Source organism: Sodalis sp. RH21 (genome assembly GCF_047324175.1).
Lineage (GTDB): Bacteria > Pseudomonadota > Gammaproteobacteria > Enterobacterales > Enterobacteriaceae > Acerihabitans.
Map to the genome: position 1 here is coordinate 2,873,304 of NZ_CP178732.1, position 18,911 is coordinate 2,892,214.

At 54.2% G+C, this 18,911-nt stretch carries 19 protein-coding genes and 2 tRNA genes; 11 read left to right on the forward strand and 10 right to left on the reverse strand.

What is annotated here, in order from left to right:
* The first annotated feature begins 289 nt into the window (after positions 1-289).
* Both dtpA and gstA read left to right on the forward strand, forming a co-directional pair.
* A complete protein-coding gene (dtpA, locus tag ACL2XP_RS13170; RefSeq protein ID WP_413738941.1) occupies positions 290-1,816 on the forward strand; it encodes a dipeptide/tripeptide permease DtpA in 1,527 nt (508 codons plus the stop codon).
* A gap of 149 nt (positions 1,817-1,965) precedes the next feature.
* Positions 1,966-2,568: a glutathione transferase GstA gene (gene gstA / locus ACL2XP_RS13175; RefSeq protein ID WP_413738942.1), complete on the forward strand. Its 603-nt coding sequence runs from the start codon at positions 1,966-1,968 to the stop codon at positions 2,566-2,568.
* A 47-nt stretch (positions 2,569-2,615) separates the two neighbouring features.
* On the opposite strand, the gene pdxY is transcribed toward gstA, so the two are convergent.
* From pdxY to anmK, 5 genes are all read right to left on the reverse strand, one after another.
* Positions 2,616-3,479 carry a pyridoxal kinase PdxY gene (pdxY, locus tag ACL2XP_RS13180; protein ID WP_413738943.1) on the reverse strand — a complete coding sequence of 288 codons (864 nt, stop codon included), beginning with the start codon at positions 3,477-3,479 and terminating at the stop codon, positions 2,616-2,618.
* 82 nt (positions 3,480-3,561) lie between these two features.
* A complete protein-coding gene (gene tyrS, locus ACL2XP_RS13185; protein WP_413738944.1) occupies positions 3,562-4,836 on the reverse strand; it encodes a tyrosine--tRNA ligase in 1,275 nt (424 codons plus the stop codon).
* A 98-nt stretch (positions 4,837-4,934) separates the two neighbouring features.
* The gene (gene pdxH / locus ACL2XP_RS13190) at positions 4,935-5,585 is read right to left on the reverse strand and encodes a pyridoxamine 5'-phosphate oxidase (protein ID WP_413738945.1); all 651 of its coding nucleotides are present in this window, start codon (positions 5,583-5,585) and stop codon (positions 4,935-4,937) included.
* A 72-nt stretch (positions 5,586-5,657) separates the two neighbouring features.
* Complete coding sequence (locus ACL2XP_RS13195) at positions 5,658-5,966, reverse strand: MliC family protein (protein WP_413738946.1); 309 nt, start codon at positions 5,964-5,966, stop codon at positions 5,658-5,660.
* Between the two features lie 142 nt (positions 5,967-6,108).
* On the reverse strand, positions 6,109-7,212 hold the full coding sequence (gene anmK / locus ACL2XP_RS13200) for an anhydro-N-acetylmuramic acid kinase (protein WP_413738947.1): 1,104 nt from the start codon (positions 7,210-7,212) through the stop codon (positions 6,109-6,111).
* 385 nt (positions 7,213-7,597) lie between these two features.
* On the opposite strand from anmK, the gene slyB reads away from it, so the two are divergent.
* Positions 7,598-8,065 (forward strand): outer membrane lipoprotein SlyB, encoded by a 468-nt coding sequence (gene slyB, locus ACL2XP_RS13205; protein ID WP_413738948.1) that lies wholly within the window; start codon positions 7,598-7,600, stop codon positions 8,063-8,065.
* Positions 8,066-8,191: 126 nt separating this feature from the next.
* Here the strand turns inward: slyB and slyA are convergent, their stop codons facing one another.
* Together slyA and ACL2XP_RS13215 are read right to left on the reverse strand one after the other, a co-directional pair.
* Positions 8,192-8,626, reverse strand: coding sequence for a transcriptional regulator SlyA (gene slyA / locus ACL2XP_RS13210; RefSeq protein WP_413738949.1), 435 nt, complete (start codon positions 8,624-8,626; stop codon positions 8,192-8,194).
* A gap of 604 nt (positions 8,627-9,230) precedes the next feature.
* Positions 9,231-9,476, reverse strand: coding sequence for a DUF1289 domain-containing protein (locus ACL2XP_RS13215; RefSeq protein ID WP_413738950.1), 246 nt, complete (start codon positions 9,474-9,476; stop codon positions 9,231-9,233).
* A gap of 231 nt (positions 9,477-9,707) precedes the next feature.
* Between ACL2XP_RS13215 and gloA the strand changes: the two genes are divergently transcribed.
* Together gloA and rnt are read left to right on the forward strand one after the other, a co-directional pair.
* Complete coding sequence (gloA, locus tag ACL2XP_RS13220) at positions 9,708-10,115, forward strand: lactoylglutathione lyase (RefSeq protein WP_413738951.1); 408 nt, start codon at positions 9,708-9,710, stop codon at positions 10,113-10,115.
* Between the two features lie 130 nt (positions 10,116-10,245).
* Positions 10,246-10,911 (forward strand): ribonuclease T, encoded by a 666-nt coding sequence (rnt, locus tag ACL2XP_RS13225; RefSeq protein ID WP_413738952.1) that lies wholly within the window; start codon positions 10,246-10,248, stop codon positions 10,909-10,911.
* Between the two features lie 82 nt (positions 10,912-10,993).
* Here the strand turns inward: rnt and ACL2XP_RS13230 are convergent, their stop codons facing one another.
* Complete coding sequence (locus ACL2XP_RS13230; RefSeq protein ID WP_413738953.1) at positions 10,994-11,341, reverse strand: Grx4 family monothiol glutaredoxin; 348 nt, start codon at positions 11,339-11,341, stop codon at positions 10,994-10,996.
* Between the two features lie 414 nt (positions 11,342-11,755).
* On the opposite strand from ACL2XP_RS13230, the gene ACL2XP_RS13235 reads away from it, so the two are divergent.
* Positions 11,756-12,583 (forward strand): C40 family peptidase, encoded by an 828-nt coding sequence (locus tag ACL2XP_RS13235; protein ID WP_413738954.1) that lies wholly within the window; start codon positions 11,756-11,758, stop codon positions 12,581-12,583.
* Between the two features lie 185 nt (positions 12,584-12,768).
* Here ACL2XP_RS13235 and ACL2XP_RS13240 read toward each other — a convergent pair whose 3' ends face one another.
* On the reverse strand, positions 12,769-12,858 hold the full coding sequence (locus ACL2XP_RS13240) for a YnhF family membrane protein (protein ID WP_162365808.1): 90 nt from the start codon (positions 12,856-12,858) through the stop codon (positions 12,769-12,771).
* Positions 12,859-13,108: 250 nt separating this feature from the next.
* Here ACL2XP_RS13240 and purR point away from each other — a divergent pair, with 250 nt between their 5' ends.
* Together purR and cfa are read left to right on the forward strand one after the other, a co-directional pair.
* Positions 13,109-14,125 carry an HTH-type transcriptional repressor PurR gene (gene purR / locus ACL2XP_RS13245; protein WP_413738955.1) on the forward strand — a complete coding sequence of 339 codons (1,017 nt, stop codon included), beginning with the start codon at positions 13,109-13,111 and terminating at the stop codon, positions 14,123-14,125.
* A gap of 453 nt (positions 14,126-14,578) precedes the next feature.
* Positions 14,579-15,730, forward strand: coding sequence for a cyclopropane fatty acyl phospholipid synthase (gene cfa / locus ACL2XP_RS13250; protein ID WP_413738956.1), 1,152 nt, complete (start codon positions 14,579-14,581; stop codon positions 15,728-15,730).
* A 47-nt stretch (positions 15,731-15,777) separates the two neighbouring features.
* Here the strand turns inward: cfa and ACL2XP_RS13255 are convergent, their stop codons facing one another.
* On the reverse strand, positions 15,778-16,419 hold the full coding sequence (locus tag ACL2XP_RS13255; RefSeq protein WP_413738957.1) for a riboflavin synthase subunit alpha: 642 nt from the start codon (positions 16,417-16,419) through the stop codon (positions 15,778-15,780).
* A 232-nt stretch (positions 16,420-16,651) separates the two neighbouring features.
* Between ACL2XP_RS13255 and ACL2XP_RS13260 the strand changes: the two genes are divergently transcribed.
* From ACL2XP_RS13260 to ACL2XP_RS13270, 3 genes are all read left to right on the forward strand, one after another.
* The gene (locus ACL2XP_RS13260; RefSeq protein WP_413738958.1) at positions 16,652-18,025 is read left to right on the forward strand and encodes an MATE family efflux transporter; all 1,374 of its coding nucleotides are present in this window, start codon (positions 16,652-16,654) and stop codon (positions 18,023-18,025) included.
* A 160-nt stretch (positions 18,026-18,185) separates the two neighbouring features.
* Positions 18,186-18,262 (forward strand) — tRNA-Val (locus ACL2XP_RS13265).
* 24 nt (positions 18,263-18,286) lie between these two features.
* Positions 18,287-18,363, forward strand: a tRNA-Val gene (locus ACL2XP_RS13270).
* The last annotated feature ends 548 nt before the right edge of the window (positions 18,364-18,911 follow it).

Genomic DNA, 18,911 nt, shown 5'->3' on the forward strand with positions numbered 1-18,911 from the left:
GGCGGTGAAAATGCAATAACGTTAATTGCTTGTAAATTTATCGTTTGTTATGTGATTTAAAAGTAAACATCCTGCTGAAAAATAAGCCTTTATTCGCCAAACCAGCTTAATCGCCAAACGGAGACTTTATCAAAAAGTGCAGTATCATGATAATGTAAAGATTAATTGTAACACGATATTTATATACCCTTGCCTATTGCCCCTAGATCCGGAAGATCCCCATAAGAAAATCTTATAACAATGCAAGCGGGATGTACGCAACAGCATCACCCTTGATTAAGAGGTCCATGTGTCTACGGCAAAGAATGATACTCCACCGGCTAAGGTTAGCGTTAACGCCTTCAAACAGCCAAAATCTTTCTATCTTATTTTTTCCATCGAACTTTGGGAACGGTTTGGTTATTACGGACTGCAGGTCATTTTGGCGGTTTATCTGGTCAAAATGCTGGGTATGTCCGAAGCCCAATCCATCACCCTGTTCGCTTCATTTAGCGCCTTGGTTTACGGCTTTGTCGCCATCGGCGGCTGGCTGGGCGATAAAGTGCTGGGCACCAAGCGCGTCATCGTCATCGGCGCGCTGGTCCTGGCGGTGGGATACACCATGGTGGCCTATTCCAGCCACGCCATCTCCTGGGTGTATATCGGTATGGCGACCATCGCGGTGGGCAGCGGCTTATTTAAAGCCAACCCGTCGTCATTGTTGTCCACCTGCTATCGCAAAGATGACCCCCGTCTCGACGGCGCCTTCACCATGTATTATATGGCGGTGAATATCGGTTCGTTTATTTCCACCCTGGCGACGCCCTGGCTGGCGGCGCATTACGGCTGGAGCGTCGCGTTTTCCCTGAGCGTGATCGGTATGCTGATCACCCTGGTGAATTTTTTCATGTGCCGCAATTGGGTAAGAGAATATGGTTCCAAGCCCGATTTCGCGCCGCTGAAATGGGGGCGTCTGCTGGCCGTGCTCGTAGGCATCGTGCTGCTGATTACCCTTTCAAGCTGGCTGTTGCATCACCAAACCGTGGCGCGCTGGGTATTGGCTTCGATTTCGGTGGGCATAATCATTATTTTCGCCAAAGAAACCCTGGCGCTGCAAGGCGCCGCCCGCCGCAGGATGCTGGTGGCCTTTTTGATGATGCTTGAAGCGGTGGTATTTTTCGTGTTGTACAGCCAAATGCCCACGTCGCTGAATTTTTTCGCCATCCACAATGTGGACCATACGCTGTTCGGCTGGTCATTCGAGCCGGAACAGTTCCAGGCGTTGAATCCGTTTTGGATCATGCTGGCCAGTCCGCTGCTGGCCGCGCTGTATAATGCCATGGGGGATCGCTTGCCGATGCCGTTCAAATTCGCCGCCGGCATGGTGCTGTGTTCCCTGGCCTTTTTTGTCCTGCCCATCGGCGCCCGTTTCGCCAATGAGGCAGGCATTGTGTCCATGAACTGGCTGATCCTCAGCTACGGCCTGCAAAGTATCGGCGAGCTGATGATTTCCGGCTTGGGCCTGGCGATGGTGGCGCAGCTGGTGCCCCAGCGCTTAATGGGCTTTATCATGGGGGCCTGGTTCCTGACCACTGCCGCCGCCGCGCTGATCGCCGGCTATGTGGCCAATCTGATGGCCGTGCCGGCCAATGTCAACGATGCCCATCTGTCGCTGGCGGTGTACGGCCAGGTGTTTATGCAAATCGGCATGGTCACCGCCGTAATCGCCGTCCTGATGCTGATTTTTGCGCCGAAGCTTAATCATATGTCGCGCGCGGACGACGCGCTGGCGCCGGAACGGCCGGCGCTGGGCGACACGCCGCTCGTGAGCGAATAACCGCTTCGCGGCCCGGCGCGTCTCCCAAGGGGCGCCGGGCCGCGCTATTTTATGTCTCTGTGCGCCCAGGCCTTCCTTGCCGCCGCGGTTAATCGTATCCTGTCACCATGAAAACATCTCACCGCAGCCGCCCGGTTAAGGAGCGCCCCATGAAACTTTTTTATAGGCCCGGCGCCAGTTCGCTTAGCGCCCATATCGCTTTGCGCGAGGCCGGCCTGGACTTTACCATTGAAAAGGTGGATTTGGTCAGCCACAGGACCGAGCATGGCGAAGACTATCTGGCGATCAATCCCAAGGGGCAGGTGCCGGCATTGCTGCTCGATGACGGCACCGTGCTTACCGAAGTCGTGGCCATTGTGCAATATTTGGCGGATCGGGTGCCGGATCGCCATCTGATTCCGCCGGCGGGCACGCTTTCACGCTACCAGGCGCTGGAATGGCTTAATTACGTGGCCAGCGAACTGCATAAAAGCTTAGGCCCGCTCTTTGAAACCCATACGCCGGACGACTATAAAGTCCAGCTGCGCCAGCAAATTGAAAAGAAACTGTTTTATCTGGATCGTGAACTGGCCGATCAGGATTTTCTGCTCGGCGCGCGTTTCACCGTGGCGGATGCTTATCTGTTTACCATGTTGACGTGGGTCAAGGCGCTGGCATTCGATTTATCGTCGGCCCCGGCGGTTGCCCACTACTTTTCCCGCGTCGGGGCGCGACCGGCGGTAGCCGCCGCGCTGGCGGCGGAAGGCCTATAAAAAAAGCGCCGGCAATCAATGCCGGCGCCGGGTTTGACGCGCTCTGCTTATTTAATTTCGCGCGCCGGAAAATGGTGCTGAGGCAGGGCGATAAGATCCTGCGCGGCGACCACCTGCAGTTCGTATTCGTCCATCTCTTTGGTCATTTTCATCACTTCATATACCGCCGCGGTGACGTGTTCCAGCGCCTTGACCGGCGTCAGCCCTTTCAGCAGATCCACCAACAGCAGTCCGCTGGTCAGATCCCCCACGCCCACCGGCTGGCGATCGCCAAAATCCACCAGCGGCCGGCTGGTATGCCAGGCCTGTTCCGGCGACACCAGCAGCATTTCGAAATTGTTCTTGTCATAACCGGCGTAGCTGAGATATTTAATCAATACCAGTTTCGGCCCCTGGCGGCACAGTTCGCGGGCGGTGGCGATGGCTTCATCCACCGTGGTCACCGTACGGCCGCTCAGTTGCTCAAGCTCCAGCAAATTGGGCGCGATGATATCGGCATTGGGCAGCCCGCGCTTGCAATGGAATTCCGCCACGCCCGGCGCCACGATACAGCCTTTTTCCGGATGCCCCATCACCGGATCGAGGAAATACCAGGCATTGGGATTGGCTTCTTTCACCTGACGGACGATCTCCAGTATATGCTCGCCCTGCTCCGGTGCCCCGATGTAGCCGCTCAACACCGCATCGCAGTTTTTCAGTTGATCGACGGCGGCGATACCTTTAACGATCTCCGTTAAATGGGCGGCGGGCATGACGCAGCCGGTCCAGTGGCCGTACTGCGTATGGTTGGAAAACTGCACGGTATTGAGCGGCCAGACGTTGACCCCCATGCGCCGCATGGGGAACACCGCCGCGCTGTTGCCCGCATGGCCAAACACCACATGGGATTGAATAGACAGAATATTCTTCATCAGTATTGCCTTAAAGCCCTTGGCCTGGCGGCCGCATCGATACGATAGCAGAAGGCCCGCGGCCTTCTGTGACATTAAACCATTACTGCCAGCGGATCAGGCAATAATTTTTCTTGCCGCGGCGCAGCAAAGTATAGCGTTCGAACAGGCGGTCGGCGGCGCTAAAGACATAGTCCGCAGAGGATTGCTTCTCGCCGTTCACCGTGATGGCATTGGAGCCAATCATCGTCCTGGCCTGGCCCCGCGAGGGAACCAGTTCCGCATCGACCAGCGCCTGCTGCAAATCAGCGCCGTCGCTCAGGGCGACGGTAGGCATGCCATCCTGCGCCAGCTGGGCCAGATCGTCGGCGGTCAGATCCCGCAGCGCGCCGGAGAACAGGCTCTGGGTAATGCGCACCGCCGCCGCCAACCCCGCCTCCCCGTGCACCAGCCGGGTGACGTTTTGCGCCAGTACGTACTGCGCGCGCGGCGCGCTGCCGCTATTGCGATCTTCTTCTTCCAGCGCATCGATCTCTTCAATGGGCATAAAAGTAAAGAATTTCAGGAAACGATAAACATCGGCGTCGGCGGTATTAATCCAGAATTGATAAAACTTGTAAGGGCTGGTCTTGGCCGGGTCCAGCCATACCGCGCCGCCTTCGGTTTTACCGAATTTAGTCCCGTCCGCCTTGGTGATCAGCGGTACCGTGAGGCCATAAACCTGTTTTTGATGCATACGCCGGGTCAAATCGATGCCGGAGGTGATATTGCCCCACTGGTCCGAGCCGCCGATTTGCAACTCAACGCCATATTGCTGGTTGAGCGAGGCGAAGTCATAGCCTTGCAACAGATTATAAGAAAACTCGGTAAAAGAAATGCCGCTGTCGTCGCGGTTAAGCCGCTGTTTAACCGCTTCTTTGTTAATCATTTGGTTAACGGAGAAATGCTTGCCGATATCGCGCAGGAAGGTCAGCACGTTCATATTGCCGAACCAGTCATAATTATTGGCGGCGATGGCGCTGTTGTCGCCACAATCGAAATCGAGGAACGGCGATACCTGGCGGCGGATTTTGTCCACCCATTCCCGCACCGTTTCGGCGGTATTTAATTTACGTTCGGTGGCTTTGAAACTGGGATCGCCGATAAGGCCGGTGGCGCCGCCGACCAACGCCACCGGACGGTGCCCGGCCAATTGGAAACGTTTCAAGCACAACAGCGGCACCAAATGTCCCAAGTGCAAGCTGTCGGCGGTGGGGTCGAAACCGCAATAAAGCGCCAGCGGCCCTTGGGACAAGCGCTCGGTCAGCGCGGCCACATCCGTCACCTGGGCAATGAGGCCCCGCTCTTGCAATTGTTGTATCAGGTTGCTGCTTGCCATCAAAAACTCCATTATCGCTATTTATATTGGTGATCGAACACCCTAAAATAAAACGCCCGCCACCGGACGCTGTAAAAGATTGCGCGAAACGCGTCGATTCAAGGCGCCAGCCGGTCGACGGACCAACCGTTTGCCTGGCGCTGGTAGATGAACCGGTCATGCAGCCGGTGCTCGCCGCCCTGCCAGAACTCCATTGTATCAATAATCACGCGATACCCACCCCAAAAACTGGGTAAAGGCACTTCGCCTTGGCTGAATTTTTGTTTTAGCTCCAGAAATTTACTCTCCAGCAGCCCGCGCGTGGAAATCCGGCTGGATTGCCGCGAGACCCAGGCGGCGATTTGGCTGTCTTTCGGGCGGCTGTGGAAGTATTTCATCACGTCGATGGCCGACAGGCGTTGCGCTCGCCCGAGCACCATGACCTGACGTTCCAGCCCGTGCCAGGGAAAATGCAGGCTGATGCGGGAATTATGGGCCAGATGGGCGGCCTTGCGGCTGCCCAGGTTGGTATAAAATACCATGCCGGCGGCATCAAAGTGTTTGAGCAGCACCATGCGCTGAAAGGGCTGGCCCTGCTCGTCGACGGTGGCCACGCACATGGCGGTGGGTTCGGCGAGCCGGGCTTCGCAAGCCTGTTTGAGCCAGCGCTCAAACAAATCCAGCGGTTCCGCGGTTAAATCCGCGCGCCGCAGGCCGCCGCGCGTATATTCACGACGCAGGCCGGCGATATCGATTTTGGGATCTGTCATAGTGATGTTCTGCGTCAAACCGTGGCTTTATTGTGCGCCGGACGGCTGAAAATCTCAATCATTTACCACCGCCTAACCGGCGATAATACAGTCGTTTATGATGATTTTTCCTTCACGTTCGACAAAGGCGTTATTGCCTTTTGACCAAAAAGTATATTGCCCGTTGCTATAACGTACACCGGAAGCGGAGTTCACCTGGTCCAGGGTCAATTGGCGGCCGTCGAGAATAAAAGCGACCTGCGGCGGGCTGGCGGTTTGGCGCACCGTCAGCGGCGTGGTGCCGCATTGATAATGCAGCGTTTGCTCTTGGGTACCGCGGTTTAGCTGGCTGCATGCGGTAGCGGCGAGCACGCAGGCGCAAATGGTAAGCCGGTTGATCATGATGTCCCCTTAATGACGGCCTTGGGATGATGGCATCCCTGAATTCGGACCCGCCGGCGCAATCGCGCCGGGTCCACGGCTCACCATAATCAACTCCCGCCGGCCGCTAAAGCGGATCTGTCTGAAAACCAACCGCCGCGGCCTATACCGGATAAATGGCGCCCAGTACCGTTTCCCGGCTGGCCCCGGTGACGGACGGCAGATTACCTGGCAGCCCGGATAAAGTGCGAAAAGCCAGCCAGGCGAAGGCCAGCGCTTCCATATCGTCGCCGCTGACGCCGTATTTGTCGGTTGGACCGACTTCCATGCCGGGCAGCAGAGCCGAAAGACGGGCCATCAACAGCGGATTACGCGCCCCGCCGCCGCACACCAGCAAATGTTCGCAACCGCCGGAGAGCTGAACCTGCTCGGCAATACTCATGGCCGTCAACTCCGCCAGGGTCGCCTGCACATCCCGGGGCGGGATGGGGACGAACTGCGTAAGCTGGTAGCGCAGCCAACTTAAATTGAAATATTCGCGACCGGTGCTTTTGGGCGCGGGCAACGCAAAATAATCGTCGGACAGCATTTGCTGCAACAAGGGCTGGTGCACGGTGCCGCCGATGGCCCAGGCGGCGTCTTTATCATAGGCCTGGCCCAGGTTGCGCCATATCCAGGCGTCCATCAGCATATTGCCCGGTCCGGTATCATAGCCGCGTATCGGCTGCCCGGGCAGCAGCAGCGATAAATTGGCGATTCCGCCGATATTAAGCACCATGCGCCGTTCACAGGGATGCGCCAGCAATGCGTGATGGAACCCGGGCACCAGCGGCGCGCCCTGGCCGCCGAATGCCATATCCCGGCGGCGAAAATCCCCTACCGTGGTGATACCGGTCAGGGCGGCGATACGGTTATTATCGCCGATTTGCAGCGTACAGGGCGCATCGCCCTCAGGCTGATGCCAGACGGTTTGCCCATGGTTGCCGATGGCGGTAACCTCCAGGGGATCAACCGCGGCGTGCCGCAGCATCTCCTGCACCGCCTGGCCGAATAAAATGCCCAGCCGGGTATCCAGCTGGCCCATTTGTGACAACGTCACTGCCTGCCCCTGGCACATGGATAAAATCTGGTGCTTGAGTTCAACGGGGATCGGATGGGAATAACTGTACTGCTGCGCTACCGTATGTTCATCAATAGCGGCCAGCACCACGTCCACGCCATCAAGGCTGGTACCCGACATCACACCTATATAGCGACCCGATCTCATAGCCTGTCCTTATCCCTTCGCACGCGGCGACTAAACCTCATCCGACTACGTTAAACAGGTTTGCTCCCCGAGGCTATGGAAAAGTCGCCAAATTTTTAAAGTTGTTACAATAAAAGGAGGGATACGTGACAAAGCTTAGCGGTAAAATTATTGCTATAATGAAAAATAAGCGTCTGTTGATTCGCAGTTTATGGTTTTTACAATATTATCAACTATTGTAAACTATAGAAGTCGCATCGATTAGCGGTGGTTGATTAAGCGGTAGTTGATTAAGCTATAGTCGATTAAACAGTAGCCGCCGCGGTAGTCATGGCGGCTCGCGACAACATTTGCATTTGTTCCGTCTGGGTTTGCCTTGACGAACGGCGTATAACAGGAGTTTTCAATGATGAAACGTTTGCTCGTGGTCACCCTGGCTGGATTGACGCTGGCGGGTTGTGCCAGTAACAACAGCTTATCCGGTGATGTCTATTCCGCCTCTGAAGCCAAGCAGGTACAAAGCGTTACCTACGGCACCCTGGTGGGCGTTCGCCCGGTGCAAATCCAGGGCGGAGATGATTCAAACGTTATCGGCGCGCTGGGCGGCGCGGTACTCGGGGGATTCCTGGGTAATACCCTGGGCGGCGGTACCGGGCGCAGCCTGGCAACGGCGGCCGGCGCGGTGGCCGGGGGCGTGGCGGGACAAGGCGTGCAGGGCGCGGCTAACCGCACCCAGGGCGTCGAACTGGAAGTGCGCAAGGACGACGGTAATACTATTATGGTGGTGCAAAAACAGGGGAACACCCGCTACAGTGTGGGGCAACGCGTGGCGATCGCCAGCAATGGCCGCAACGTGACCGTTTCACCACGTTAATTCCACCAGGAAAATAAGGCGGTTACGCTTAACCCCTGGCCATGGAGTGGTTTCCCCCCACCCCAATAAAAAAACCGGCAATATATGCCGGTTTTTTTATAAAACATGTTTTTACCGGCTGGCATATCAGGATTTATTGTAGAGTTCCAAGATATTTTTTTCCAATCGGGCAATCATATTACTCAAGAAATGTATTTCATCTTCCGATATGCCGGTGAGGATTTCATCTCGGGTACTATTTATGACATGGTTCACTTCTTTAATGATAGGTTCGGCGGACTCCGTCAGTTTAATACGTTTTGCCCGCCGGTCGTTGGCGCAGGTATGGCGCGTGATGAGTTTTTTCTCTTCGAGCTGGTCAAGGGTTCGCACCAATGATGGCTGCTCGATGCCTATAGCCTTCGCCAACTGAATTTGCGACTGCTCCGGCGGTAATTGGCAAATATTATGCAGCGTGATCCAATGAGTCTGCGTAAGCTCTAGCGGTTTTAAGCGATGGTCAATCAGCGCGCGCCAAACACGAACAAGTCGCGCCAAATCAGATCCTAATGGCGATTCCAATTCTCTCTCCTTATAATTAAGCTGATTAAGCTTGTTCCCTGGATTCCCATCCATTCTAATGGGTGGAATGGCAAAATACAAATATATATATATGAATAAGACGGCAGTTAAGTTGAGATTGATGTATTAGGCATGTTATTCCTTTGAAATAATGGACGTTACCGAAGAGCGAATTTCTCTTTGCCGGGCAGCCGCCCCGCGGATGGATCGGCCCTTCATTCCTTGGATTTCCCGCTTAGTATTAGATAAGCTTTGGAAACGTCTTATAATCCGTTTCTAGCAGTGGTTACCGCCAGGTAGTTGCCGACATCATTGTCGGCGTACGTGTCCGGCATAATCACCGCAGCGCCATAGGCTACGCATGCCAAGCGGATTATTCATAACTGTATCACTATTATTGTCATGCAACGTGTTTTATTGTTAATTTAAGTTAAATGAAGACATAACCAATATCATAATGTCATGTATTCGAGCTGATAATGTAATTATAATATATTAATAACAATTCATTAGTCACATAATTAATATAACTAAATGCATTCACGCCAATGCCGCTCCGGGCGAAACCGTGGCGTGAAATGACGGGAAAGTACAATGGCAGCGGTCAAAACAGCGAAGGCTGTTCCGGACCAACCGGTTCGTTGGGGATGTTCTTGCCGGCGCGCACCAGGCGCAAATAACGTTGATGGCATAATCTGAGCACGTCGCGCTTCTGGCTATCGTTCATACCGGTCCAATCAAACCGCTCCTGCCGCGAGCGCAGGCAACCACGACAAAACCCGCGGGCATCTGATTGGCAAACGCCGCGGCACGGACTGGCTATGGAAAAAAACTCTAGCTGTTCTGGCACACCCCTCCCCTTCTTTTATTTTAATTGAAGACGTTATTTCCCCCCATGGCAAGGATTTTGTATGAAAAAGCGGCGTTAGCCCCGCCGTGCGCTGCTCATGGCGGCCCATCCAGTACCATCGGTTACCGGCCCCATGGGGTATATTGAACCCGGCGTAGCCCAGCGGCTATACTGTCACGCATTCATTAACCGGCGGCGGATTGTCCGCCGTCTTCGTCGATTGAGGATACTATGCGCCTACTTCATACCATGCTGCGGGTCGGTGATTTACAGCGATCCATTGATTTTTATACCAAAATATTAGGAATGCGGTTACTGCGCACCAGCGAAAACACGGAATATAAATACACGCTGGCGTTTGTGGGCTATACCGAGGAAAGCGAGGGCGCGGTCATTGAACTGACCTATAACTGGGGCGTCGACCATTACGATCTCGGCAGCGCCTATGGGCATGTGGCATTGGGCGTGGATGACGTCGCCGCGACCTGCGACCGCATCCGCCAGGCGGGTGGGCGGGTCACCCGTGAAGCCGGTCCGGTCAAGGGCGGCACGACCATCATTGCGTTTATCGAGGACCCCGATGGCTATAAAATCGAGCTGATTGAACAAAAGCATGCCGGCAAGGGCCTGGGCGCCTGATGCCATCCGGTTAATCCCGCGGCTGTGGCTGTACTACCGCAGCGCGGGCCACACGGCAGCGGATTCGCCATGCATCCCGCGCTAAAATTTGCCATAATGCGGGCTGTTTTCCTGGATATTAAGAACTGGCATGGCTGAACTTGATGATGTAAATACCCTTCGAGGCCGCTTTCGCGGTTTTTATCCGGTGGTAATCGATATAGAATCCGCCGGTTTTAACGCCACCACCGACGCCCTGCTTGAAATTGCCGCCGTGACAGTCAATATGGATGACCAAGGTTGGCTGATCCCCGATCAATGCTTGCATTTCCATGTGGAACCGTTCCCCGGCGCGCAGCTCCAGCCCGAGGCGCTGGCGTTCAACGGCATCGATCCCACCAATCCCCTACGGGGCGCGGTAAGCGAATACGTGGCGTTGCATGAGATTTTTAAAATGGTGCGCAAAGGCATTAAGGATCGGGGATGTAACCGGGCGATCATTGTCGCGCATAATGCCGGTTTCGATCACGGTTTTCTGATGGCTGCGGCCGGCCGGGCGGCCCTGAAGCGCAATCCGTTCCACCCGTTCGCCACTTTTGATACCGCCGCGCTCAGCGGGCTGGTGCTGGGGCAAACCGTACTGGCGAAAGCCTGCGCGGCCGGTGGCATTGAGTTCGACGGCAGCCAGGCCCATTCGGCGCTGTATGACACCGAGCGCACGGCGGAGCTGTTTTGCGAGTTGGTCAACCGCTGGAAACGCCTGGGCGGCTGGCCGGTGCCGCCGTTAAATTCCCCCGATCCTGAGAATAACGGCTAATCACGGTGCGTCAAACGCTGAAAAGCCGGCCTTATCTGATGATAAGGCCGGCTTTTTTATGCGCCTGCGGTGACGGGCGACATCAAGAGGGAGACTGATCTTCCTTGGAACCGTATTTCACCGCCGTCTCTTTGATCAACGGTTGCAGTTCGCCGTGCTGGTACATCTCGATGATAATGTCGCAGCCGCCGACCAGTTCGCCATCCACCCAAAGCTGGGGGAAGGTCGGCCAATTAGCGAATTTCGGCAGCTCGGCGCGAATGTCCGGATTTTGCAGCACATCCACATAAGCGAAACGTTCGCCGCAGGCGGACAGCGCCTGGACCGCCTGGGCGGAAAAACCGCAGCCGGGCAATTTAGGAGAGCCTTTCATATAAAGCAGAATCGGGTTCTCAGCAATTTGCTGCTGAATTTTTTCTATTGTCGTCATTGTCTCGCTTCCTCAAGCCAGTACCTGGCCTTATCTGCACTATGCGGGATTACACTCAGTCCTCCCATTCTAGCCACTACCGGGTAAACATATAAACGTTTTTTTGCCCCGGTTAGCAATTATGCAACATCTTGCGCTGCCCGTATTATCCCTTTCACGGGCGCCATGCTATCCACTTTAGCGTTATTTTTGCCCCGCCGGCGGACAAAACGGGCTTAAACAGAAGTTTAACGCCTGGAAAAAGTGTTGTATTTAACGCCGCAGTACGCTGATTAATGCAGCAATTACGCGTTTATTCACGTTTATTCACAATATGGAGTGAATTACTGATGCAATAGCGGGATAAATAGCTTAAATTCCTGTGAGGTGTCGATAACCCTCCCTATTTTGGGCCACATAAGGATAGCGTTGATCATGCGTTTATGCTTTACGCTTTTTGTGTTGCTTTTTACCCAGCTGTTTTTCAATCTGGCGCATGCCGCCCCGAATGCCGGCGTCAATGCGGACCAACGGAAATCCCAGGCGACAACGGCCAAGGCCGGTGACAAGCGCAAGCGCAAACCGGTGAAAGTCGCCAAAAAAAGCAAACCCGTTGCGGCTGAAAAAGTCAGCGTGCAAAGCGTCAAAAAAACGAAGGTCCTGGTGGCAGCCAAATCCACCCGGGAAAAAAAAGCGGTTGCCGTACCGGCCGGTCGCAAAATAGCCAAATTCACCCCGCCGAAAAAAGGATATAAAAAGGGGTATGGCCGGCACCGAGCGATTCGCGAACAGGCCGCAGTTGAGCTGGTGGCCAACGACCAGCCGATAAAAATGAGCGACAGCCATAAAAAGCGCTACCAATCGGCCAAGCTCACCGCCATGAATAAACTGATGTCCCAGATGGGTAAACCCTATCGCTGGGGCGGGATGTCGCCCAATACCGGTTTTGACTGTAGCGGGCTGATTTATTACGCGTATAAAGATGTGGTGCGTATCCGTATGCCGCGCACCGCCAATGAGATGTATCATTTGCGCGACGCGGCGCCGGTGAAAAAAGGCGAGCTGGAAAGCGGGGATTTGGTTTTTTTCCATATATCCAATCGCGGCGCGGCGGATCATGTGGGTGTCTATCTGGGGAACGGGCGGTTTATCCAGTCACCGCGCACCGGACGGGATATCCGCATCAGTTATCTCAATGAAGATTATTGGCAGGATCACTATGTGGGCGCCCGCCGCGTTGTAACGCCGAAGAATATCCGCTAGGCGGGACGCTGCCGCTGTTTACCCGTGATGCGTTAATGAAAAAAGGAGCCTTGGCTCCTTTTTTCATTAACATACGGTTTCATTAACATACGGTTTCATTAACATACGGTTTCATTAACGAGCGGTTTCATCACCAAACGGTTTTATAACTAAACGTTTTATCGACTGGTCGCTCGCTAGCCGGCTTAGTTCATTACGGCGGTAAAGCTGAACACGATGATAACCAATAATGAAAAGACCGTGGTGAGTAATGACATTTTCAAATCGCTATCCATGGTTTGCCCTTATCATGTTGCGTGCCTGTGCGGTGGCCAGGGCGTCAATCAGGTGGTCGACGCGCTTTCGTGATAACGCCATTTTGGCACAATCGCCGCAAGAAAGCTCGCCGTTCGGCAGGCCCGGTTAACATTTAACGCTTTCACTTTGCCGCGGGATCAAGGAAAATTACCGGTTATTGTTATTGCGTCGTAAAGTGCTTGCGCCTTCGACAGGTTTTCATTCAGGGCGTTCAGGAGTATTCAAGGCATGGCAACCATAAAAGATGTGGCGAAACGCGCTAACGTATCGACCACCACCGTATCGCACGTGATTAATAAGACCCGTTTCGTAGCGGAAGATACCAAAATCGCCGTGCTGGACGCTATCAAACAATTACATTATTCCCCCAGCGCCGTGGCGCGCAGCCTGAAAATCAACCGTACCAAATCCATCGGTTTATTGGCCAGCACCAGTGAAGCCCCCTACTTTGCCGAAATTATCGAGGCCATAGAACATCACTGTTTCGCCAGGGGCTATACGCTGATTTTATGCAACTCCCATAACGATCTCGACAAACAGCGGGCCTACCTGGCCATGCTGGCGCAAAAGCGCGTCGACGGCCTGCTGGTGATGTGCGCCGAATATCCGGAACCGCTGCTGGATATGTTGGAAGAGTATCAGCATATCCCGATGGTGGTGATGGATTGGGGCGAAGCCCGCCGTGATTTTACCGATACCATTATCGATAATGCCTTTGCCGGGGGCTACATGGCCACGCAATATCTGCTTAAGCGCGGCCACCGGGCCATTGGCGCGATACCCGGCCAGTTGGCCCGCAATACCGGCGGCGGCCGCCATCGCGGATATTTGCACGCCATGGCCGAGGCGGGAATTCCCCTGACCGACCGGTGGATTGTGCAGGGAGATTTCGAACCCGAATCGGGCTATCTCGCCATGAAGCAGATACTGGCGCAGCCGCAGCGTCCCACCGCGGTGTTCTGCGGCGGGGATATCATGGCGATGGGGGCCTTGTGCGCCATTGACGAGTTGGGACTGCGCGTGCCCGATGATATTTCCCTTATCGGCTATGATAATGTTCGCAATTCGTGCTTTTTTTCCCCGGCGCTGACCACGATTCACCAACCCAAAGAAGAGCTGGGCGAGGCGGCGTTAACCATGTTATTGGATCGCATTACCAGTAAACGGGTAGCCGCCAAAAGCATTGAAGTGCATCCCAAACTCGTTGAACGGCGTTCGGTTGCCGACGGTCCTTTCCTGCCCTAGCCTGCCGGCGCCAGGCTTTGTGCGCTGGCGCGCATGTCTTCCCCGCGTTAGCCGCGTTTATCTCCGTACGGCGCCGAACCGACACAATATATTGCAATTCAATATTTTTTTACCAACTGTTATTGTTTCAGAGAGAAATCATTAAGTTATACTATGAAATACATTGCTATGTTAGCTATTGTCTAAACGGAAATGCAGGCTTATACTCAATATCGTTAACAATTATAACGAGTTGTCTTCTATATTTTTGAAAAGCATGTCGTGTTTACAAGCATGGCATCACCCTTTTTATAAAGCACGCGGCTAACAACCAGTCTTAGCTTTACTTTATATTCCTCTGTTTATGGTGGTACTTCAGACACCACGGATAACCGTGGATTCTTATAAAAGCCCGCAGGCATTGGCTTAGCTTTTCCTGACGGGGCATTACAGAATAAAGGTGATGGAGAAGCTATGAGTTCCTCGTGTGTTGAAGACCTGAGCTTTCATGATAACGCTTGGTATCGTATCGTCCATGAATTGCTCGCTGAAGCCGGTGTTGAAATCAATGGCTCAAGGCCTTTTGATATTCGTGTCAAGAACCCGGGTTTTTTTAAGCGGGTACTGCAAGACGGATCGCTGGGATTGGGCGAGAGCTATATGGATGGTTGGTGGGAATGCGATCGGCTGGATGTTTTTTTCCAACGCGTTCTCAGGGCTGGACTGGAAAATAAACTTCCTCATCATTTAAAGGATACCCTGCGCGTCGCCGCTGCCCGGGTGCTGAACCTGCAATCCAAAAAAAGAGCCTGGATAGTGGGTAAAGAGCATTATGATTTAGGCAACGACCTGTTCGAATTGATGCTTGATCCCTATATGCAGTACTCTTGCGGTTACTGGAGCCGGGCGCAGACCCTGGAACAGGCGCAGCAGGATAAGCTGAAAATGATTTGTGAAAAATTACAGCTAAAACCAGGCATGTCTTTGCTGGATGTCGGCTGCGGCTGGGGAGGCCTCGCGGCTTATGCCGCTAAAAATTACGGCGTATCGGTACAAGGCGTCACCATTTCCGCCGAGCAGCAGAAACTGGCCCAAAAGCGCTGCGAGGGTTTGGACGTAACCATTTTGCTACAGGATTACCGCGATCTGAATATGCAGTTCGACCGCATAGTCTCCGTAGGAATGTTTGAACACGTCGGGCCGAAGAATTACGCCACTTATTTTGACGTGGTCGATCGCAACCTGAAACGCGACGGGTTGTTTTTGCTGCACACTATCGGTTCCAACGAAACGGATATGAATGTCGATCCCTGGATCGATAAATATATCTTTCCCAACGGCTGCCTGCCGTCGGTACAGCATATAGCCCACGCCAGCGAGAAGCATTTTGTCATGGAAGACTGGCACAACTTCGGCGCCGATTACGATCGCACGCTGATGGCCTGGCACGAACGCTTCATCGCCGCCTGGCCGGGATTGGCCGATAAATACTCCGACCGGTTCTACCGGATGTTCACGTATTATCTGAATGCCTGCGCCGGCGCGTTTCGCGCGCGCAATATCCATTTGTGGCAGGTACTCTTCAGCCCGCAAGGCGTTGAAGGAGGGATTCGGGTGCCGCGCTAGCCGCGGGACAGGAACGACAAAAGCCTGGCCAGCCGCCAGGTTTTTTTTTACAGGTTATTTATCACCGCGCCAGACGCGGCTTCCCGCTGGGCCAATACCCGCTCAACCGTATCCACCACCGCCTGGGTCTGGGGATCAATCTCGATATTGACCCGCTGCCCCAGCCGTTTTTTGCCCAGGGTGGTGCGCGCCAGGGTTTCCGGGATCAGGTGGACGCAAAATTTGTCCTGCGTCACTTCGCCGATGGTCAGGGAGATACCGTCGATGCCGATATACCCTTTATACAGCACGTATTTCATCAGCGTCTTGTCCGGCAGCTTAAACCAGATTTGCCGGTTGTTTTCGGAGGTGACGATTTTGACGATTTCCGCAGCGCACATAATATGCCCGGACATCAAATGGCCGCCGATCTCGGCGTTGAAGGTGGCGGCGCGCTCGACGTTGACCTCGTCCCCGACCTGCAATTCGCCCAGATTGGTGATACGCAGCGTCTCTTTCATTAAATCGAACGCCGCCACCGGCCCGTTGATCGCGCTGACCGTAAGACAGCAACCATTATGCGCAACCGAGGCGCCCGGCTCCAGGCCTGCCAGCATAGCCGCCGGCAGCGTGATAAAATGAGTGCGAAAATGACTTTTTTCTTCGATCGCAACGATGGGTGCCGTGCCCTGAACAATACCCGTAAACATGACCTTAGCCTCTGTGAACCACACCTGAGAATCGTAAGGGATAGTGTGCCCGATTTTGCGCCGAAAACCAAATGGCGACCGGGTCGAAACGCGGGCCGTGGCGGTGAAATTGTGTATTGTCGCACTGGCATAACCACCCAAATGCTTTACACTATGCCGCTTAATTTAACGTTTAATCATTGTATTAACTTTCACCTGCTAATTTCATTCTCCTAAAACTAAAGGTGCCGGCGTGCAGAAGTACTTCTTGGAAGCGCGTATTTTAATGTCCCTGGCGATACCGGTTATTCTCGCGCAGATAGCCCAAACCTCGATGGGTGTCGTCGATACCATTATGTCGGGTTCCGTCAGCGCGACGGATATGGCCGCCGTCGCCGTAGGCACGTCCATCTGGCTGCCGGCGATTTTATTCGGCCATGGATTGATCCTGGCGCTGACACCGGTTATCGCGCAGTTAAACGGCTCCGGCCGCCGGGATCGCATCGCCCACCAGGTACGCCAGGGTTTCTGGCTGGCGCTCGGGGCGTCGCTATTGGTCATGGCCGTGCTGTATAACAGCCGTCTGGTCATCGAACATATGCAGCATGTGGACCCGCTGCTGGCGCAGAAGGCCGTCGCTTACCTGCATTACCTGCTATGGGGCGTGCCGGGCTATTTGTTTTTCCAGGTGCTGCGCTGCCAATGCGAAGGCTTGTCCAAAACCAAACCGGGCATGGTCATCGGTTTTCTCGGCCTGCTGGCCAATGTGCCCATCAACTATGTCTTTATTTATGGTAAATGGGGCATCCCCGCCATGGGCGGCGTAGGATGCGGTATCGCCACCGCGTCGGTTTACTGGTTTATGTTCGCGTCCATGTGGTTATATGTCAGCAAGGCCGGCCATTTCAAGGACCTGCGGCTGTCCGGTCCGGTGGGCAAGCCGGATTGGCCGGCGCTGCGCCGGCTTGGCGGTCTGGGGCTGCCGGTCGCCCTGTCGCTGTTTTTTGAAGTCACGCTATTTGCCGTGGTGGCCCTGCTGGTCGCTCCCCTGGGCATCGTTTCGGTGGCCGGGCATCAAATTGCGTTGAACTTCAGCGCGCTGATGTTTGTCCTGCCGCTGTCGGTGGGGGTCGCCGCCACCATCCGCGTGGGATTCCGCCTGGGGGAAAACAACGTCGCACAGGCCCGGATCTCCGCCTGGACCAGCCTGGGGGTAGGTATCCTGCTGGCAAGCGTAACCGCGGTGTTTACCCTGGTTTTCCGGGTGCACATCGCCCGGTTGTATAATGACACGCCCGCGGTGGTGGCCATGGCGTCGCATCTGATGGCCCTGGCCGCGATTTACCAGATATCCGACTCTATCCAGGTGATCGGTAACGGGGTATTGCGCGGTTATAAAGATACCCGATCGATATTTTTTATTACCTTTACCGCATACTGGCTGCTTGGATTGCCCTGCGGTTATGTGCTCGCCCTGACGGATTACGTGGTGCCGGCCATGGGACCGAGCGGTTTTTGGATTGGTTTTATCATTGGCTTAACCTCTGCGGCGCTGATGATGGTGCTGCGCCTGTTGTGGCTACAGCGGCAGTCGCCGGTGCGGATTTTGCTACGGGCGGCCCGCTAGGCATCAAGGGTGAATGCGGCAGCGGCCAAAAAACCGGCACGCTGCGCATTAGATGTCCAGTTGATCGCCGCAGGCATCAAAAAACGCGTTTTCCTCTTGCATGCGGTGATGTAGCCCGTTAATATTCGTCCCGCTGCCGCCCGGCGGTGATTTACGGTATGCGTTCTTAGCTCAGTTGGTTAGAGCACCACCTTGACATGGTGGGGGTCGATGGTTCGAGTCCATTAGAACGCACCACTCTCTTTATTATGTTTATAATGTGCGTCCGTAGCTCAGTTGGTTAGAGCACCACCTTGACATGGTGGGGGTCGATGGTTCGAGTCCATTCGGACGCACCAATTCCAGTGAAATTCCAACTCAGCTCCCCTCCTTTGACTGCCATAATCCCCTATTCGCTGCTGCGAATCCCGGTTAGCCGGTATGGTCCCCGGTATTTACGCGCCGCGTCCCGTCGGGTGAAAAGGTTTCGTTTTGCGTGGCTGACGCCGGCTGCGGTGTTGCACGGCGATTTATGATTTTATTGTGCATTTGCGCAACACTTGATACTGAATATTTGCATAAATGCCACAAATGCACTTTTTTTCACGGCTAACGCAATAATTATGCTGTTTTTATCTTGTTTCCGCCGGCTCAATAACTATAATACAAAACGTTATTTCAATTGAATGGCTTTCGCTGATTGATTAGCCCAATACTAATTAAAACAGACTTATCCGCTACCCCTTGCCGACGTTGTCGGACAGAGTATTTAGACCTATTTTCATCACTTTCTCGTTTTTGTCTCCTATCCTTGAACATGGGGAACCGACTCACAGCGCTGCACAATTTTTCGTCGTCGATACTCACCGGCGATATATCAGATTCATCATCCAACACAACTTGCAGA

What these genes read in the sequence shown, in the direction of transcription:
- gstA (WP_413738942.1), top strand. Translation starts at nt 1,966, where the DNA reads ATGAAACTTTTTTATAGGCCCGGCGCCAGTTCGCTTAGCGCCCATATC.
- pdxY (WP_413738943.1), bottom strand. Translation starts at nt 3,479, where the DNA reads ATGAAGAATATTCTGTCTATTCAATCCCATGTGGTGTTTGGCCATGCG.
- tyrS (WP_413738944.1), bottom strand. Translation starts at nt 4,836, where the DNA reads ATGGCAAGCAGCAACCTGATACAACAATTGCAAGAGCGGGGCCTCATT.
- pdxH (WP_413738945.1), bottom strand. Translation starts at nt 5,585, where the DNA reads ATGACAGATCCCAAAATCGATATCGCCGGCCTGCGTCGTGAATATACG.
- ACL2XP_RS13195 (WP_413738946.1), bottom strand. Translation starts at nt 5,966, where the DNA reads ATGATCAACCGGCTTACCATTTGCGCCTGCGTGCTCGCCGCTACCGCA.
- anmK (WP_413738947.1), bottom strand. Translation starts at nt 7,212, where the DNA reads ATGAGATCGGGTCGCTATATAGGTGTGATGTCGGGTACCAGCCTTGAT.
- slyB (WP_413738948.1), top strand. Translation starts at nt 7,598, where the DNA reads ATGATGAAACGTTTGCTCGTGGTCACCCTGGCTGGATTGACGCTGGCG.
- gloA (WP_413738951.1), top strand. Translation starts at nt 9,708, where the DNA reads ATGCGCCTACTTCATACCATGCTGCGGGTCGGTGATTTACAGCGATCC.
- rnt (WP_413738952.1), top strand. Translation starts at nt 10,246, where the DNA reads ATGGCTGAACTTGATGATGTAAATACCCTTCGAGGCCGCTTTCGCGGT.
- ACL2XP_RS13230 (WP_413738953.1), bottom strand. Translation starts at nt 11,341, where the DNA reads ATGACGACAATAGAAAAAATTCAGCAGCAAATTGCTGAGAACCCGATT.
- ACL2XP_RS13235 (WP_413738954.1), top strand. Translation starts at nt 11,756, where the DNA reads ATGCGTTTATGCTTTACGCTTTTTGTGTTGCTTTTTACCCAGCTGTTT.
- ACL2XP_RS13240 (WP_162365808.1), bottom strand. Translation starts at nt 12,858, where the DNA reads ATGGATAGCGATTTGAAAATGTCATTACTCACCACGGTCTTTTCATTA.
- purR (WP_413738955.1), top strand. Translation starts at nt 13,109, where the DNA reads ATGGCAACCATAAAAGATGTGGCGAAACGCGCTAACGTATCGACCACC.
- cfa (WP_413738956.1), top strand. Translation starts at nt 14,579, where the DNA reads ATGAGTTCCTCGTGTGTTGAAGACCTGAGCTTTCATGATAACGCTTGG.
- ACL2XP_RS13255 (WP_413738957.1), bottom strand. Translation starts at nt 16,419, where the DNA reads ATGTTTACGGGTATTGTTCAGGGCACGGCACCCATCGTTGCGATCGAA.